General features: G+C 27.9%; 13 protein-coding genes. 11 read left to right on the forward strand and 2 right to left on the reverse strand.

All coding sequences use genetic code 11. From position 1 onward, the window contains the following. The first annotated feature begins 187 nt into the window (after positions 1-187). The 4 genes from LRB30_RS02060 (at position 188) to pyrG (ending at position 4,778) form a co-directional block, all read left to right on the forward strand. Positions 188-1,264, forward strand: a complete 1,077-nt coding sequence (locus tag LRB30_RS02060; protein WP_231018772.1) for a glycosyltransferase family 2 protein — start codon at positions 188-190, stop codon at positions 1,262-1,264. A 61-nt stretch (positions 1,265-1,325) separates the two neighbouring features. Then, positions 1,326-2,135, forward strand: a complete 810-nt coding sequence (locus LRB30_RS02065) for an ATP-binding cassette domain-containing protein (protein WP_231018774.1) — start codon at positions 1,326-1,328, stop codon at positions 2,133-2,135. 3 nt (positions 2,136-2,138) lie between these two features. Then, positions 2,139-2,990 carry a hypothetical protein gene (locus LRB30_RS02070; protein WP_231014359.1) on the forward strand — a complete coding sequence of 284 codons (852 nt, stop codon included), beginning with the start codon at positions 2,139-2,141 and terminating at the stop codon, positions 2,988-2,990. Positions 2,991-3,176: 186 nt separating this feature from the next. Next, entirely contained in the window at positions 3,177-4,778 is a 1,602-nt protein-coding gene (gene pyrG / locus LRB30_RS02075) for a glutamine hydrolyzing CTP synthase (RefSeq protein WP_231018778.1), read from the forward strand. A gap of 16 nt (positions 4,779-4,794) precedes the next feature. On the opposite strand, the gene LRB30_RS02080 is transcribed toward pyrG, so the two are convergent. Continuing rightward, complete coding sequence (locus LRB30_RS02080; protein ID WP_231014355.1) at positions 4,795-5,319, reverse strand: DUF1761 domain-containing protein; 525 nt, start codon at positions 5,317-5,319, stop codon at positions 4,795-4,797. Between the two features lie 142 nt (positions 5,320-5,461). On the opposite strand from LRB30_RS02080, the gene LRB30_RS02085 reads away from it, so the two are divergent. From LRB30_RS02085 to recG, 5 genes are all read left to right on the forward strand, one after another. Further along, positions 5,462-6,049, forward strand: a complete 588-nt coding sequence (locus tag LRB30_RS02085; RefSeq protein ID WP_231018780.1) for a hypothetical protein — start codon at positions 5,462-5,464, stop codon at positions 6,047-6,049. 240 nt (positions 6,050-6,289) lie between these two features. Continuing rightward, positions 6,290-7,456, forward strand: coding sequence for a methyl-accepting chemotaxis protein (locus tag LRB30_RS02090; RefSeq protein WP_231018782.1), 1,167 nt, complete (start codon positions 6,290-6,292; stop codon positions 7,454-7,456). A gap of 88 nt (positions 7,457-7,544) precedes the next feature. Continuing rightward, positions 7,545-11,027: a DNA polymerase III subunit alpha gene (gene dnaE / locus LRB30_RS02095; protein ID WP_231014352.1), complete on the forward strand. Its 3,483-nt coding sequence runs from the start codon at positions 7,545-7,547 to the stop codon at positions 11,025-11,027. A gap of 12 nt (positions 11,028-11,039) precedes the next feature. Continuing rightward, the gene (locus tag LRB30_RS02100; protein ID WP_231014361.1) at positions 11,040-11,618 is read left to right on the forward strand and encodes a YggT family protein; all 579 of its coding nucleotides are present in this window, start codon (positions 11,040-11,042) and stop codon (positions 11,616-11,618) included. 9 nt (positions 11,619-11,627) lie between these two features. Continuing rightward, complete coding sequence (gene recG / locus LRB30_RS02105) at positions 11,628-13,688, forward strand: ATP-dependent DNA helicase RecG (RefSeq protein WP_231018785.1); 2,061 nt, start codon at positions 11,628-11,630, stop codon at positions 13,686-13,688. Here recG and LRB30_RS02110 read toward each other — a convergent pair. After that, positions 13,685-14,473: a M15 family metallopeptidase gene (locus tag LRB30_RS02110; RefSeq protein ID WP_231014350.1), complete on the reverse strand. Its 789-nt coding sequence runs from the start codon at positions 14,471-14,473 to the stop codon at positions 13,685-13,687. The genes recG and LRB30_RS02110 overlap by 4 nt on opposite strands. 118 nt (positions 14,474-14,591) lie before the next feature. Here LRB30_RS02110 and LRB30_RS02115 point away from each other — a divergent pair, with 118 nt between their 5' ends. Together LRB30_RS02115 and LRB30_RS02120 are read left to right on the forward strand one after the other, a co-directional pair. After that, entirely contained in the window at positions 14,592-15,941 is a 1,350-nt protein-coding gene (locus LRB30_RS02115; RefSeq protein WP_231014349.1) for an MATE family efflux transporter, read from the forward strand. A gap of 165 nt (positions 15,942-16,106) precedes the next feature. After that, the coding region (locus LRB30_RS02120) for an MATE family efflux transporter (RefSeq protein ID WP_231018789.1) at positions 16,107-16,868 on the forward strand (762 nt) is incomplete at its 3' end.

A 16,868-nucleotide genomic window follows, 5' to 3' on the forward strand; every position in this document is an offset into this window, starting at 1 on the left:
TTTGGGTTGATGTTTTTTAAATTTTTTACTTTTAATAATATAGCAATTTCTGCTAAACTTTTCATTAAAATAAGTTTGAAACAATACAAACTTGTTAATTATATATTACAATTTAATTGTTATGCAAAAAATTAAAAGAATTTGTTGTGAAGTGTTTTAGCTTTGATTTTGCTTAGCAGTTTTTATTTTGGAGGATATTGTGCATAAGTATAAAGTTTCTGTTATTATTTGTTTTTTTAATTCGGCTGAAACTCTTGATGCAATGATAAAGGATGCTGTTAATCAAACATTAAAAGATAAAGAAATTATATTAATTGATGATGGTTCTTATGATGGTAGTTTAGAGATAGCAGAAAAATATGCCAATAAGTATAGCTTTATTAAGATTTTTAGTCAAAAAAATATGGGTCTTTCTGCTTCTAGAGACAAAGGACTTTCTGAGGCTCAAGGGGAATATGTTATTTATTGGGATGGTGATGATTCTGTAGAGAGCACCATGCTTGAAGTTCTATATAACAGAGCAAAAGCAGATAATTCTGATATTGTTTGTTCTCAATTTTATATTTATTTTCTTGCAATAAATGTGAAAAGAAAATCTCTTCTTCCTTTTCCCAATTATCCATTAACAGGCAAGGAGGCGTTTAAAAATTTGCTTTTTACTGTTTATGCGACTTTTGGAAGGAAAAATTTTGTTGTTGGAACGTTATGGGATAAATTGATTAGACGGGAATTAATCTTAAAGAATAATATTCGTCAGCAAAATGTAGTATTTGAAGATATAGTTTTTGTTATGCAAATTTTTTTAAAAGCTTCTAAAGTTTCTTTTGTAAATAATTATTTTTATACTAATTTCCAAAGAATGGGAAGCATGAGTTCTTCTATTAGTGTTTTACATAAATCTAAATTATCTCTTAATACAATGGAAACTTTGTTAAAAAGAGAAGGTATTTTTAGCGAATGCGAACATTTGTATAAAAGATTTTTCTTGCAATTTTATTATTTTATTTCTTTTAAGCAAATTTATATTATTAGCTGGAATATTTCCGATAAACTTGTTTATAAGGCTTATAAAGAAAAGCTTATTTCTGTTCTTGATGAGATTAAAGGATTATCTGAATTTCAAGATTGTTATGAATATGCAAAAAGTTTTGGATTTAATGAAATTCAAATTTTACCTAGAATTATGCTAAAAGTTTGGAATTTTAGTTCAAGACTTTATGTAAATTTTTCTATATTTATTTATAAGTTTTTCATAAAAAATTGAATTTATATTTTTAATTTAATTATTTTTTATGTTTTGATTTTTAATTTATTAAGGAGTGTTTATGGCTATTGAGGCTGTTAATGTAAAATTTTCCTATAAGAAAAAAGAAGTATATTCGGATTTAAATTTAAACATTAATACTTCTCAAGCCTATTTGCTTCTTGGTAAAAATGGAGTTGGAAAAACAACTTTGCTTAAACTTGTAAGTGGGCTTTTGGAGCCTCTAAAAGGGAGAATTTTATTTAACTCTTTGGCAACTTTTCCAAGAGATCCTTTGAATTTAGTAAATTTGTTTTTTATTCCTGAAGAATTTTCACTTCCTAGATTGTCTTTAGCCGAATATAGTAAAGCTTTATCTATATTTTATCCAAATTTTAATAAAGCAGATTTTAAAAAATATTTATCGAATTTTGATCTTGATATTTCTCTTGATCTATCTTCAGCTTCTTTTGGACAGAAGAAAAAAAGTATTATTGCATTCTCTTTAGCTTCAAATGCTTCTTGTTTGTTGTTTGACGAGCCAACAAATAGTCTTGATATTGTTTCAAAAAATGTTTTTAGGAATATGCTTTCTAATTTAAAAGACAGAATCATTTTTATTACAGGTCACAATGTAAGGGATTTGGCAGGAATTGTGGATTATTTAATTATTGTTGGGGAAAAATCAATTCTTTTTTCCAATTCAGTATCTTATATTAATAAAAATTATAAGATTAAAATTATCAGTGAACTAAACGGAAATGAATTATATTATGAAAATAATAAGGGTGGATTTAAGGCACTTTATTTTGAAAGTAGCAATGGAACTGAAGCTGTTGATATTGAGTTTTTCTTTTTGTATATTACTGAAAATAAAAGGGAGAGGCAATAAAAGATGTTTAGCTTAAAAAGATTTTTAAGTTTATTTTATTTTGATTTTATTTACAATAAAAAATTCTATACTTTGTTGATAATTCAAATTTTAGGAATGATATTTATATCTTATTTACTTGTTAGATTTTATTGGAATTTTTCAGCAACTGATTTTTTAAAATTTTTTGCTCCTAAAATTTTTATTTTAACCTTGATTATATCGATTTTTACTATGTGTGATTATTACAAAGTAATTCACGATCCGTTTAGAAATATTCTTTATTTATCTTTGCCCGTTTCAACTTTTGAACATTATTTTTTCAATTTAATTAAATATTTATTTGCACTACCTTTGATTTTAATATTTATTTATTATTTTGGGGTTAATATTTTTTTATTCCTAGATAATGTCTTCTTTTTAAGAGGCGAGAATACTGTATTCTTAGAATTAAGATATCTTTCTGATTTTTTATTTTTTCGTTATTTTAATTTTTTATCTATTTTTCCAATTTTCATGTTTTTTAGAGTATCTTTTAAAACGCATCCTTTTGTTAGGCTTTTGATATTCTTTTTAGGGACTATTGTGTTATTGTTTTTTTTCACTTCTTTTTTTTATTTGGGTTTTAAATATGTTCCATGTTCTTTGGATTTAATTTTTTCTTTTGATAGATTTTTACTTGACCTGTTTTTTAAAATAGTTTATAGTTTGGGATTTTTTTTGTATTTAGCTTCATATTTTAAGATAGTAGAGCTTGGAAGTATTAGGAAAAAAAGCAATTTGTTTGCTATTCTTGGGTTTTTGGTTTTTTTGGCAATGTTTAATTATTACTATTTAACCAAAGGTTTATTATATTGTTTTGTTGATTATAATTAAAATATTTCAAAAGATTTAAAACAATGGCTTAGAAATAGCTTTGTAGCCAAGCATTAATAATTTTTATTTTAGTTTAATGTTTTTGTTTGTTTTAATGCGTGTAAGTATTTTTATTATTATTTGTGAGCTCTTCTTAAGTGTAAGCTTATTTGGATTGAAATTTAAATTTTTAATTTTGGGGTATACATGAAAAAAAACTTAAAGATTTTAGTAATAACAGGAGGCGTGATCTCTGGAATTGGCAAGGGAGTTACATCGGCAAGTATTGCAAGGTTATTTAGATATGATTTTAGAGTTATTCCAATTAAATGTGATGGGTATTTAAATACTGATCCTGGGACTATTAATCCTGTTGAGCACGGAGAAGTTTTTGTGCTTGATGATGGAGGAGAGGTTGATATGGATTTTGGTCATTACGAGAGGTTTTTAAATCTTAATGCGAATTCTAGTTGGAACATTACAATGGGCAAAATATACAAAAAAATACTTGAAAATGAGCGAAAGGGCAAATATTTGGGAAGAACAGTTCAGCTTATTCCTCATGTTACTGATGAGATCAAGTCTACAATTTTTCAGATTGCAAGTTCTGAGAATAGTGACATGTTGATAATTGAAATTGGTGGAACTGTAGGAGATATGGAAAATATTTTATTTATTGAAACAGTAAGGCAAATAAGACAGGAGATTGGAAGTGGCAATATTTCTTTTATTCATTTAACCTATGTGCCAAGTCCAGCTGGAATTAATGAGCAAAAGTCTAAACCCACTCAACAGAGCGTTAAAACCTTAAATAAAGCAGGCATTTTTCCCGATTTAATTATTGCTAGAAGTTCGCAAGTATTAACAGATCAAATCAGAAAAAAAGTGGCAATGTTTTGTAATGTTGAGAGCACTTCTATTATTGACAATGTTGATGTTTCTACTATTTATGAAATTCCTATATCTTTTTACAAGCAAGGCGTACATGAAATTTTAAGCTCTAAGTTAAATATTAAGGTTGATCCAAAAATAGAAGAGCTTTCAAATCTTGTAGGAGTTATAAAATCCAATTTTTTTGCGCCTAAAAAAATTGTTAATATAGCTGTTTGTGGTAAATATGCTGAACTTGATGATTCTTATGCATCAATTAGAGAGTCCTTGATTCATGTTGCAGCTCATTTGGACTTGCTTATTAAAAGCACCTTAATTGATTCTAATGATTTAAATGAGAGCTGTTTAAAAGAGTTTGATGGCATTATTGTTCCTGGTGGTTTTGGAGGCAAAGGGTATGAAGGTAAAATTATGGCTATTAAATATGCTCGTGAGAATAATATTCCCTTTCTTGGAATTTGTCTTGGTTTGCAACTTGCTGTAATAGAATTTGCTCGCAATGTTTGTGGAATACTTGATGCTGATACGGAAGAAAATTTAGTAAAGGACAAACCTTTAAAAAATCCTGTTATTCATTTACTTCCTGATCAAAGGGGAATTAAAGATAAGGGCGCTACAATGAGGCTTGGGGGATATCCTGTGATTCTTAAAAAAAATACAATAGCTTTTAAACTTTATGGCCAAGACCGAATAATTGAAAGATTTAGACATAGGTATGAAGTTAATAATGATTATATAGATTTATTTGAAAAAAATGGGCTTATAGTATCTGGATTTTCAAGTGATTTTAAAATGGCAAAATTAATAGAAATTCCTAAAAATAAATTTTTTGTGGCTTGTCAGTTTCATCCAGAACTTATTACAAGAATAGAAAATCCAGCTAAACTTTTTTTAGGACTAATTAAAGCTTGCATTTGAGTGTGTATTTGGGTACTTAGTGAGTAGGCAGGTTCTCAAAATTAATGTTTGTAGCTTTTTCAAATTGTAATATTTTATAGCTTAAAAATAATTTAGAAAATATGGTTAGTAATATTATTATTAAAAGGTCAAAAAAAGCATTAGCCATTGTTAAATTAAATGGTCTTTTTTCATAGATTATATCGTTTATTACTTTGGACAAGCTAAATGCAAGCCAAGTTATGCTAGATATTAATATTGCAGATAATATATTATAATTTAAGCCCGTTAAGCTTCCAAGAGAGTTGTTAGTAAGAATTATTAAATTGTTAAATAAATTGATAAGAGCATTTATTAAAAAACTTTGTAATAAATGATTTAAAGCTAAAACAAAGATAATAATTGTTTTATATTGTTTTTTTTGAATATTTAATGTGTCAGCGCCAGTAATTATTTTTTTAAATAATATTTTTCGGTATATTATTTCTAATAATATTTTAAATAAAGTCATGCTGACTATTAATATTAGATTAATATTCGAGAACATAATTTTGATTAACATAATTTTTCCTTTCATTTTCGGCAATGATTTAATTATAATTAGTATATAATAAAATATTTTGATTTCTTTAATAATATTTGGATTTTATTATACTTATATAATAATAGCTTTAATTTTTGGCAATTTTTGTTAGGAGGATTGAATGAAAGAAGAAGACATTAGAAAAACAATTTTAATGAAAAGGCTAGTTAAATATTTTTTTGATGAACTTAAGTATAGAATGAAGATTCCTTGTCTTAGAATGAACAATAAAGAGATGAGTACTAAGTATATACTTCTTAATCTTTTTAGGAAAATTGCAAATCTTCCCTTTAATAAGCAATATGAGATAGAAGAGCAGTTTGCTCTTGAAGTTTGCGAGAGAGTTGTGCTTACAGATGCTGTTTTGATTAAAAGAATTGGTCATGAAAGGTGTGTTATTGTTGGAATTATTGAAGCAAGAACGGACCAAGTTGATCTTGATTATGAATTTAATAGATTTTTTATTCAGGACAAAAAAAACAACGTTCTTTTTTGGCAGCCCAAAAAAGTTATCCTCAAGCAAGATGATAAATTATTTAAAGCAGAATCAGACGATATTTTTAATTTTGACAATGATTTTAACTTGCCAAAAGTTAAGGCTAAATTAGAAGAGTTTATAGATATTTTTTTATGCTTTTTTTCTTACAGAGATGTTCTTTTTGAGTATAATAAGGTTAGTGGGCGGTATTCTTGGGTAAAAAGAAAGTAAATTTAATTTAAAGTTAGTTTTAAATTTTATTAAATGAGGAGAATGATTTGTATCTTTAGATGGTTGTATGGTTTAAGATGAAAGCTTAAATTTATTTCAAAGTGATTAATTTTTACCATTTAAATGTAAAAATATTTTTTGTTTATTGAGTATTTGATTTGATATTAAAGTTGGAATAATGTGTCAAATTAAGTACTAGTGACTCTATTCAAAAAAAAGTTTTTATGTTAAAATCCCTTTATGAAAAAATTTTCGTTTTTTAAAAAAAAGAAAAAAGTTGTTGATTTGAATCTTTTAAATGTTGTTGAAAACAAAAAAGATTTGAGTACTTATGAATATAAGGCTCCTGTTAAGGAAATGCTAAAGGGATTTTATCATACCAAAGCTTCCATTTCTACTCTAAAAGTAGGGTTTGAGTCATTACAAAGAATTTTGTTTTCTGGAATAGAAGATTTTGATCGGATATTTTCCACTCTTGTTGAGATGACAAATAATGCTCGTGATCAGATAAGCGTTATTTTTAGTGATCTTGGTAAAAATAATAAGGAAAAATTAAATCAAATATCTTCTGTTATTGTTGGAATTCAAGGTAGCTTAGAAACAATAAGTAATTTTTTGGGTGCTACTAATATGATCTCTCTTAATGCAAAGCTTGAGGCTGCAAGAGCTAAAGAATATGGTAAAGGATTTTCTGTTGTTGCAGATGAGATCAAGCGACTTTCTGATCAGGCAAAAGGTGTTATGAATATGATTTCTGTAAAGGAAATTGAGGAGGTTTCTAAAGATTTAATTTCTCATAACCTTAAGGATTTGCAGATTGATATTGATAAGTTCTTTGCCGAGATTCTTGAACAGCTTAATTATCTTGAGGTCATATTTAAGCGCTTTTCAAAAAGTCAAGAGGAATTTTCTTCTTTGATTGAAAGTCTTGAGAGTATAGATACCAATATTACTTATTATTCAAGAAATTGTGATTCTTTGATTGGTTCTGATACTTTTATGCTGTCTAATGATGAGTTTTTAAAAACGCTAGAATATATCATCTCAGAGCAATTTTCTTGGAGTAATAATTTAAGATTACTTGTTGAGGGGCAAAGGACAATATTTATTCAGACGGATGCTTACAAGTATGGGTTTGGATTGTTTTATAAAGCATTGTCTCCCAAGAATGATGCTATTAGGCAGTTGTGGGAAGAGGTATACATTCCTTATTTAAATATTAATAAGCTTGCAGCTGAAATTTTGATTATATTTAGGGCAGAGAATCGTAATGATAGTGGTTTAAGGCAAGCTAAAGATTTTTTATCTCAAGCTGAAAATTTATCTGAAGAAATTGTTAGAAAGCTTGAGCACATTAAAAAGATGGTAATTGAATTAGATAATCAAGGAATTAGTATTTTTTCTTGATTATTTTGATAAGATTTTTTGAAATATATTTAAATTAGAGATTTAAAATTATGATGACTTTTTAAGTTTTTATTTATTTAACTAAGGTTTGTTAAAAATCAAGTTTTATTTTGATAAAATAATTTTAGGTATGAGTTTTAGGGCTAGGTTTATTCATCTCCATGTTCATTCAGATTATTCTCTTTTGGATGGAGCTGCAAAAATATCAGATATTATATCAAAAGCAAAAAAATGCAATATGTCGCATATTGCATTAACAGATCATGGCAATCTTTTTGGGGCTATTAAATTTTATAAAGAAGCTAAAAAAGCAGGGATTAAGCCAATAATTGGCATTGAAGCCTATATGGCAAAGACTTCTAAGTTTTTAAAAAAACAGGATGATCTTGGAAAAATGTCTTACCATTTGATTTTGCTTGCCAAGAATGAGCTGGGTTATAAAAACTTATTAAAGTTAACAAGCATTTCTTATCTTGAAGGGTTTTATTATCGTCCAAGGATAGATAAAGAGGATCTTGAAAAATATTCAGAGGGTTTGATTTGTACTTCAGCTTGCATTGGGGGACTTATTCCAAGACTTATTTTGGCCAATAGATTTGAAGATGCTAAGAATGAAATTCTTTGGTTTAAAAAAATTTTTGGCAATGATTTTTATCTTGAGCTTCAAAGGCACGGAATTAAAGATCAAGACATTGTAAATGAAAGACTGGTTGAGTATTCTAGGGAGCTTGGAGTTCCTTTAACAGCAGCTAATGATTCTCATTATGTTAACAGAGAAGATGCAGCTGCTCAAGACATCATTGTTTGTATTGGTACTGGTGCTAAGAAAAGCGATGAGAATAGATTAAAAATGGAAACCAATGAATTTTATATCAAATCTCAAGAGGAAATGTGTGAACTTTTTAGTGATTTGCCTGAAGCTTTAGAAAATACTGTAAGGATTGCAGAAAAGTGCGATGATTTTAAAATAACTTTTCCAGGCCCTATTTTGCCTGATTATCAAATTCCTGTTGAATTTAATACTCTTGGTGAATATTTGGAATATCTCACTCTTGAGGGGTTAAAATTTAGATATAAAAATTTGACAAGCAAAATAAAAGATAGAGCTTTTTATGAATTGAGTGTAATAATTGGAATGAGTTTTGAAGGATATTTTTTGATTGTTTGGGATTTTATTAAATTTGCTCATGATAACGATATTCCTGTTGGAGCTGGGCGTGGTTCTGGTGCTGGTTCAATTGTAGCTTATGCTCTTAGAATTACTGATATTGATCCTTTAAAGTATAATTTACTTTTTGAGAGATTTTTGAATCCTGAGCGTATTTCTATGCCCGATTTTGATATTGATTTTTGTTTTGAAGGCAGAGATGAGATCATAAAATATGTTACCAATAAATATGGAGAAGATAAGGTAGCTCAAATAATTACTTTTGGAACTTTAAAGCCTAAGGCTGTAGTTAAGGATGTGGCTAGAGTTTTAGATATTCCGTTTGCTGAATCAAATGAACTTACTAAGTTTATTCCCGATGGTCCTAAAGTTTCTTTAAAAGAGGTTTTAGATGACAATTCTTTAAAAGAGTATTTTACTGGCAAGTCTGTTTATAAAGAATTAATGAATGCTGCATTGGTTCTTGAGGGAATGAATAGGCATGCTTCAACTCATGCTGCAGGAATTGTAATTTCTAAAACCCCATTAACCGACTATGTGCCTCTTTATAAGGATTATAAACAAGGCTCTGTTTCTACTCAATACACAATGGATTTGCTTGAAGAATGTGGGCTTGTTAAGATGGATTTTCTTGGTTTGAAAACATTAACGTTAATAAAAAATGCGGAAAATCTTATTAGAAGTGTAAATCCAAATTTTAAAATAAAAAATATTCCAGACAATGATGTTAAGACTTTCAAGATGCTAGGAGAAGGGAGAAGTGCATCTGTTTTTCAGTTTGAATCTGAAGGAATGCAGCAAATTCTAAAAGATGCAAAGCCCGACAGCATTGAAGATTTAATAGCCTTAAATGCTCTTTATAGGCCAGGTCCTATGCAATTTATTCCTCAATTTATTGCTGCTAAAAAAGGTGTTAAGAGAATTAAATATCCTCATCCGGATTTAAAGGAAGTTTTAAGGCCAACTTATGGGGTTATTGTTTATCAAGAGCAGGTAATGGAAGTCGCAAAAATAATTGGGGGCTTTTCTCTTGGCAAGGCCGATATTTTAAGACGTGCTATGGGTAAAAAGAAAGAAGACGAGATGAATGAAATGAAAGTAGATTTTTTAAGAGGCGCTATTGAGAAAGGATATGACAAAGAAATTGCTAGTGAAATTTTTGAACTTTTAAAGCCTTTTTCGGGATATGGATTTAACAAATCGCATGCAGCGGCGTATTCTTTAATAGCATATCAAACTGCTTATCTTAAGGCTAATTACCCTGAATATTTTATGGCTGCCAATTTGACTAATGAAATTAATAATAATGATAAGCTTTCTTATTACATTGAAGAGTCAAAAACCATAGGTATAAACGTACTCAAGCCCGATATAAATCGATCATTTAGGGAATTTCGTGTAACTGATTCTGGAATTTCTTATGGGCTTAATGGGATTAAAAATCTTGGAGGAATTGTTGTTGATTTAATAATTGATGAGAGAGAAAAAAATGGCAAATATAGTTCTTTTGAAGATTTTATAAGGCGTGTAGATGATAAAGTAATTAATAAGAAATTTTTAGAATCTGCAATAAAATCTGGACTTTTTGATAGTTTGGATCAAAATAGAAAAACTTTATTTGAAAATCTTGATCGTTTGATTGAAATTGTTTCAGAAGATAAAAATAATAAAAAACTTGGTCAAAACAGCTTATTTGGTGCTTTTAGTCAAGATCCAATTCAGCAAAGTTTTAATTATCAAACTTTTAAAGAGTATTCTTATTCTGAGCTTTTAGGATTTGAAAAAGAGCTTTTAGGATTTTATGTGTCAGGGCATCCCCTTGATCCTTATAAAAAGGCAATTGATAGTTTTTCCAGTTTAAATGTTTTAAAAGATCTTGCTGCCAAAAAAGATAGCATTGTTCAATTTGCTGGCATTTTAAATTCAGTAAAAGTTATTCAAACTAAAAGAAATAATGCAAAAATGGCTTTTGGCATTATAGAAGATTTTAAGGGTGCAATAGATATTGTAGTTTTTACAGAAAGCTATGAAAGGTATAGAAATTTTTTACTTGAAGGCAATGTTATTGGGGTTGTAGGTAGGCTTACGTTTAACAGAGACAAATTTTCAATTGTAGTTGAAAAAGTTGTAAATATTGAGAGACTTTTCGAAGATAAAATAAATAATATTCATATTAAATTTTTAAATAATAAATTAAATGACTTACAATTACTTAATTCTTTAAAGGAAAGTATAAGTAATTTTGAGGATAATTCTGGATTTTCAAATGTTTATTTTTATTTAAGGGAAAATGGTAAGGATTTAAAGTTAAAAATGAATTCAATTTTAAATTTTGTGCCAGATGAAGACAAGCTTGATAAGTTGAGAAAGTGTGTGATAGTTGAAGATGTTTGGGTTGATTAGGAGGTGGTTGTGTTGGTTGTTTTAATAGAAATTTTGATGGTATTTTTGCAGATTTATAGGATTTTAATTTTAATTAGGATCCTTCTTAGCTGGCTTGTGTCTTCAGGGATTAATACCAATGTATTTTTCAGATTTATACATATTGTCACAGAACCATTTTTATCTTTTTTTAGAAGAATTCCTTTTTTTACATTTGGTATGTTTGATTTTTCTCCAATTGCAGCTTTAATAACTTTAACTATTTTTGAAAGAATGTTGGCTTATGGGAATTATAAGCTTTCCACATTTATTATTTTATTCATTGTTGAAGTTTGGGGAATATTTAGAAGCATTTTTATTGCTATAGTTTTCTTTTTATTGTTGAGATTATTATTATTGCTTTTGAATTTGTTCCAAGGCTCAGACTTTTTAAAAACAGTCGATTCATTTTTACTTCCTTTATCTACCAGGATAAGTGGTGTGATTACTGACAAACATATGTCTTATGCTTTACGTTTGATTATTGGGAGTGCTTTAATGGTAGCATTTATAATTATTATTGAACAGGTTGTATTTGCTATTAGAGTTTTAGGAACATATTTGCCTTTTTAGGAGATTAAAATGTTTTTACATGAGTTTGAATATGAGCTTAAAGGTATAGGTGGTCTTGGTGAAAAAGGAGTTGAAAGGTTAAATAATCTACAAATTTTTAATGTTAAAGATCTTATTGAATTTTTTCCTGTAAAATATGAAGATCGTCAAAATATACAAACTTTTCCGGATTTTTCTAAGGTGAAAAGTTGCGATATGATGACGGTGTTCACTGTTGTGGGGCATAAAAAATTTGGGGATAGTTCTAAAAAAAATTTAAAGTTAACTGCCATAAGTGTAAATGATGAGTCTTTTGAAATTTTACTTTTTAATAGGGCTTTTTTAGAGAATGTTTTTAAAATAGATAAAAAATTCTATATTTATTCTAAATTTACTTATAACGATTATAGTGGTTTGTGGAGTTGTTCTAATTTTGACAGTGAAGTTTATAGTGACAAACCCGAAAGGTTTAAAAAAATTCTTCCAGTTTACTCTTTGACAGAGGGATTAACATCAAAGAAAATTTCATTATATGTAAGAGAAGCTCTTGAATATTTTTTTAAGTTTGGTCAAACAGATATTCCTAAATTTTTAATAGAAAAGTATTCTTTATTATCGTTAAGTGATGCTTTAAAAGAAATACACTTTCCAAGTTCATTAGAAATGCTTGAAAAGGCAAAAAAAACTTTAATTTATAGAGAGATTTTCTTGCTTCAGTTTTTTTCAAGGTATAGATCATCCAAGGTTCTTTTTCGAGAAAAAAGGTATTTATCAAAAGATTTGCTTGAAAGGGTTATTTCGAGTTTGCCCTTTGAACTTACAGAAGATCAAAAAATTTCTGTTGATGAAATATTTTCAGATCTTAACTCTTCTAAGCCAATGAATAGATTGCTTCAAGGTGATGTTGGAAGTGGCAAAACCCTTGTTGCTTTACTTTCGGGGCTTCCTTTAATTGAAGCTGGATATCAGGTGGCGTTTATGGCTCCTACCGATCTTTTGGCTCGTCAGCATTATGATAATTTATCTAACATACTGTCGTCTTTTAACATTTCAATAACTCTTTTGACTGGTAGTTTAAAAAAGAAGGATAAGGAGCAAGCATTAGAAAGTATTAAAAGTGGCGCCTCTGGCTTAATAGTTGGAACACATGCTATTTTTTATGAAAGTACAGAATTTAAAAGACTAGCATATGTTATTATTGACGAGCAGCATAAATTTGGAGTTGTTCAAAGAGAAGAGCTCAAGAACAAAGGAGAGGGGGTAGACATGCTTTTAATGTCTGCAACGCCTATTCCTAGAAGTTTTGCGTTAACACTTTTTGGTGATCTTGAAGTTTCTTTTATTAAAACCTTGCCTAAGGGTCGTTTGCCTATTACTACTTATTTAGCAAGGCATGGTAATGAAGATAAAGTTTATGAGTTTTTAAGAAAAGAGCTCTTAAAAGGGCATCAGGTTTATTTTGTTTATCCATTAATTTCATCTTCAGAAAAATTTGAATTAAAAGATGTTAATAATATGTGTTTAAAATTAAAGGAAGTATTTAGCGAATATGTTGTAGATATGCTTCATTCCAAGTTGCCATCCGATTTAAAAGAAGAAATTATGAAAAATTTTTATTCAAAAAAAGTAGATATTTTGGTAACTACTAGTGTTATTGAAGTTGGAATTGATTGTCCAAATGCAACTTGTATGGTGGTAGAACATGCTGAGCGTTTTGGACTTTCTACTTTACATCAAATTAGAGGTCGTGTTGGTAGAAGTAATTTACAATCTTTTTTCTTTTTGCTTTATAAAGAACCTTTGACAAGTGCTGGAAAATTTAGATTGAAAACTATAAAAGAAAATTTGGATGGATTTAAAATAGCAGAAGAAGATTTAAGGTTAAGGGGGCCCGGTAATTTATTTGGACTTGAACAAGCAGGATATTTAAAATTAAAAATAGCTAATTTTGTTGATGATAGAGATGTTATAGTATTGATTAGAGAAGAACTCGATTTATTTTTTTATGATAATTCTGCTTATGACAAGCTTGATATTGATTTGCTAGATAATCTTTTTTGCTCTTATTTGAATGTCGGACGAAGTATTTAGTTTGCGTATTTTTCAATTAGGTTGATAAGATTTGTTTTGTTATGGTGCCAAAATTCAAGAAGCTTATGTTGTAAGTTATTAAAATATTTTTTCTGAATCAAGCACGGCTTAGGTCCTATGTATAAGTAGTGCCAAGGCTCTGCTTTATATCCGGTTTCTATTTCATATCCTTTTGGATATGAAATAGAAAATCCATATTTTAAAGAATTTTCATAAAGCCATTTTCCTTCTTTTGTGTTTAGTAAATTATCATCTATATTTATAAAATCTATTGCTGTTCCCATATGATGTTGAGAATGACCTGGAATTGCTGATTGAGTTTCTGCAACTTTTCTGCCATAAGTTTTGACATTGTAATCAAATAAAAATTTTTGGTACTTTTGTGTTCTGTAAGCGGATTTAATTTTAATTTTAATTCCAATTTTTTTTGCATCTTTTATTAGTTGAATTAAATCTTTTATTAATATTTTTCTTACTTTAATAGTCTTTGTTCCAATATTTTTAAGATCTTCAAAATCATTAATATTTACCAGATCAGGTATTGTATAATTTATAGGAATTGGTATTTTTTTATTTATTAGAGTTAGAAGGTTATTTTTTTCTGCATCTACTAAGGGCTTTATTCCTTTTAAGAACTGAATAGGATTTTTTTCAATAAAATTTTTGCATTCCTTATTCATTGTTTGGACAATCTTTAGCAGTATTTCTAAATCTTTTTTTGAAATGTTGTTAGCTAACAAAGATAGGTTAATAAATAGAAGTAGTAAAACATAAATTGATTTCATATTATTTAATTATAATATATTTTAGTATAATTAATAGTTAATTCTAAATATATACATATTCTAGATTGGCTTAAATTTAGTTAAAAGTAATAAATAAAGGAGACTGTATATAAGTAATATGATCAAAAAGTTTAAAAATTATAATCAGATAATAAAAGAGTTATTTATTATAGCTATTCCCACAGCTTTTGAATCGCTTTTATTTCAAATGGTAACTTTTTTTGATAATTTTATGATCTCCTATTTGGGCTCTTTTCACGTTACGGGAGTTTCTTTGGCAAATAGAGTAACTTTTCTTTTTTTTATTATTGTATTTGGACTTGGTACAGCTTTAAGCGCGTACGTGTCCCAAGCAATTGCAAAAAAGAAGTTTCTTCAAGTAAGACAATCTTTTGCTTATATATTGTCAATTGGAACTGTAATAGGAATAATTTTTTTTATATTTTCGTTTCTTTTCCCAAGAAAAATTATAAAGCTATTTACAGCTAATCAAACTTCTTTAAATTTTGGATCGGAGTATTTAAAAATTATTTCATGGTCTTACTTGTTAATGGCATATTCTTTTTTATCGGCTATGGGTTTTAAGAGTGCCAAAGAAGTCAAAATACCCTTATGTGTTACTTCTATTGTTGTTTTAATAAATATTGTTTTTAATTATATTTTTATTTTTAGTTTTAGTATGGGAATAAAAGGTGCTGCATATGCTACTGTGCTTGCTAGAATTATTGAGTTTGTTTTTTATTTTTTATATAGTCTGATAAGCAATAATTCGTATTATAGGATTAAGTTTAGCGATTTTTTTGTTTCAAAGGTAGTTACTAGGGCTAATTTGAAACTAATTATACCTGTTTTGTCTCACGAGATTTTTTGGGTTTTGAGTATAACTATTTTGCATGCATTTTATGCTCGTGTTGGGAGCATCGAATACGCTTCATTTGCTGTTGCATCAAATCTTTTTGACATTTGTTTTGTATTGCTTCATGGTATGGGGCTTGCAACAGGGGTTGTTATGGGGCATTTAATGATTTATGATAAAAAACATGTCAGATCGGTTGGATTTTTTTTATCTTTTTTGGGATTTCTTTTGGGCATTTTTGTAATTATTTTGCTTATTGGAATATCGAGATTTGCACCTTATATTTTTAGTAATTTAGATTATCCCGAACTTGTTAGCGTGTTTATTTATGTTTTTGCAAGCATTGTAGTTTTTAAAGCTTTTACTGCACAAGTTCTTGTTGGGGTTTTTAGGGCTGGGGGGATACCAAATGTTTGTTTTTTTATTGAATCGGGAGTAATTGTTTTTTATACGCTTCCAGTTGCTTATTTATTAGTGTTTTATACAAATTTAAGTTTACCAATAGTGATTTTTATTGTAAATCTGGAAGAGATCATTAAAAACATATTTATCATAATTGAATTTTTTCACGATGATTGGATACGAGAGATTGAGTATGAAGAGCTTGCTTGAGTATGGGGCAGCGTGATATATTTAGTGTTAATAAAAATTTTAATAATCTTGGTGAATCCAAAATTCATTCTGATTATGCTGATTTAAAAGTAATTCCTTTTGTTTTATTGTAGATCCCTGGTATTTGTCTTTGCAAAAATATTGATTTTTTATTTGGAGAATTTTATGTATTCATTAAGTGCATCAAAAAAGGATAAAATTTATAAAGATCTTTTAAAAATTGCAATTCCAACTGCTATTGAATTTTTTTTATTTAATTTTATTTCTCTTACAGATAATGCCATGGTTGCATATCTTGGTGATTATCCTGTTGCAGGAGTTTCTCTTGCAAATAAATTTTTTGAACTGTTTGTTACTATTGGGTTTGCTATGGTAGGAGCTTATAATATAATCGCTACAAGGCAATACAATCAGGGCGATTTTAAGAGTTTTAGAAATACATTTTTTATTAGTATATTAATTATTATTTTATTTTCTTTTCCATTTATAGTTATTTCTAGATTGAATCCCCTTTTTTTACTCAGATTAATTTCTAATGATGCGAAGGCAGTTTATTATGGGGCTATATATTTAAACATAGCTATTTTTTCTTTCGTATTTGCAATTATAAAAGGGCTCGTTGCTAATGCTCTTAAGGTTATTGAAATTGTTAAATTCCAAGTTTACATTTCTATTTTTGCAGTTTTTTTAAATTTAATATTAAATTATATTTTTATTTTTGTTTTTAATATGGGGGTAGTTGGGGCTGCTATTGCAACAACAGTTGTTCGTACTGTAGAGCTTATTGTTTATCTTTTTTATACAGTGTTTAATAAGAATTCGATTTTAAACCTTAAGCTTGATGATTTAAGTGTTAATGTTAATTTGTTTTTTCAGCTAATTAAATTTTTTATTCCAATTATTTTAAATGATTTTATTTGGTTTTTT

The organism is Borreliella americana, assembly GCF_021043605.1.
In the GTDB taxonomy this organism is placed as follows: Bacteria; Spirochaetota; Spirochaetia; order Borreliales; family Borreliaceae; genus Borreliella; species Borreliella americana.

What these genes read in the sequence shown, in the direction of transcription:
- LRB30_RS02080 (WP_231014355.1), bottom strand. Translation starts at nt 5,319, where the DNA reads ATGTTAATCAAAATTATGTTCTCGAATATTAATCTAATATTAATAGTC.
- pyrG (WP_231018778.1), top strand. Translation starts at nt 3,177, where the DNA reads ATGAAAAAAAACTTAAAGATTTTAGTAATAACAGGAGGCGTGATCTCT.
- LRB30_RS02090 (WP_231018782.1), top strand. Translation starts at nt 6,290, where the DNA reads ATGAAAAAATTTTCGTTTTTTAAAAAAAAGAAAAAAGTTGTTGATTTG.
- LRB30_RS02115 (WP_231014349.1), top strand. Translation starts at nt 14,592, where the DNA reads ATGATCAAAAAGTTTAAAAATTATAATCAGATAATAAAAGAGTTATTT.
- LRB30_RS02070 (WP_231014359.1), top strand. Translation starts at nt 2,139, where the DNA reads ATGTTTAGCTTAAAAAGATTTTTAAGTTTATTTTATTTTGATTTTATT.
- LRB30_RS02065 (WP_231018774.1), top strand. Translation starts at nt 1,326, where the DNA reads ATGGCTATTGAGGCTGTTAATGTAAAATTTTCCTATAAGAAAAAAGAA.
- recG (WP_231018785.1), top strand. Translation starts at nt 11,628, where the DNA reads ATGTTTTTACATGAGTTTGAATATGAGCTTAAAGGTATAGGTGGTCTT.
- LRB30_RS02110 (WP_231014350.1), bottom strand. Translation starts at nt 14,473, where the DNA reads ATGAAATCAATTTATGTTTTACTACTTCTATTTATTAACCTATCTTTG.
- LRB30_RS02085 (WP_231018780.1), top strand. Translation starts at nt 5,462, where the DNA reads ATGAAAGAAGAAGACATTAGAAAAACAATTTTAATGAAAAGGCTAGTT.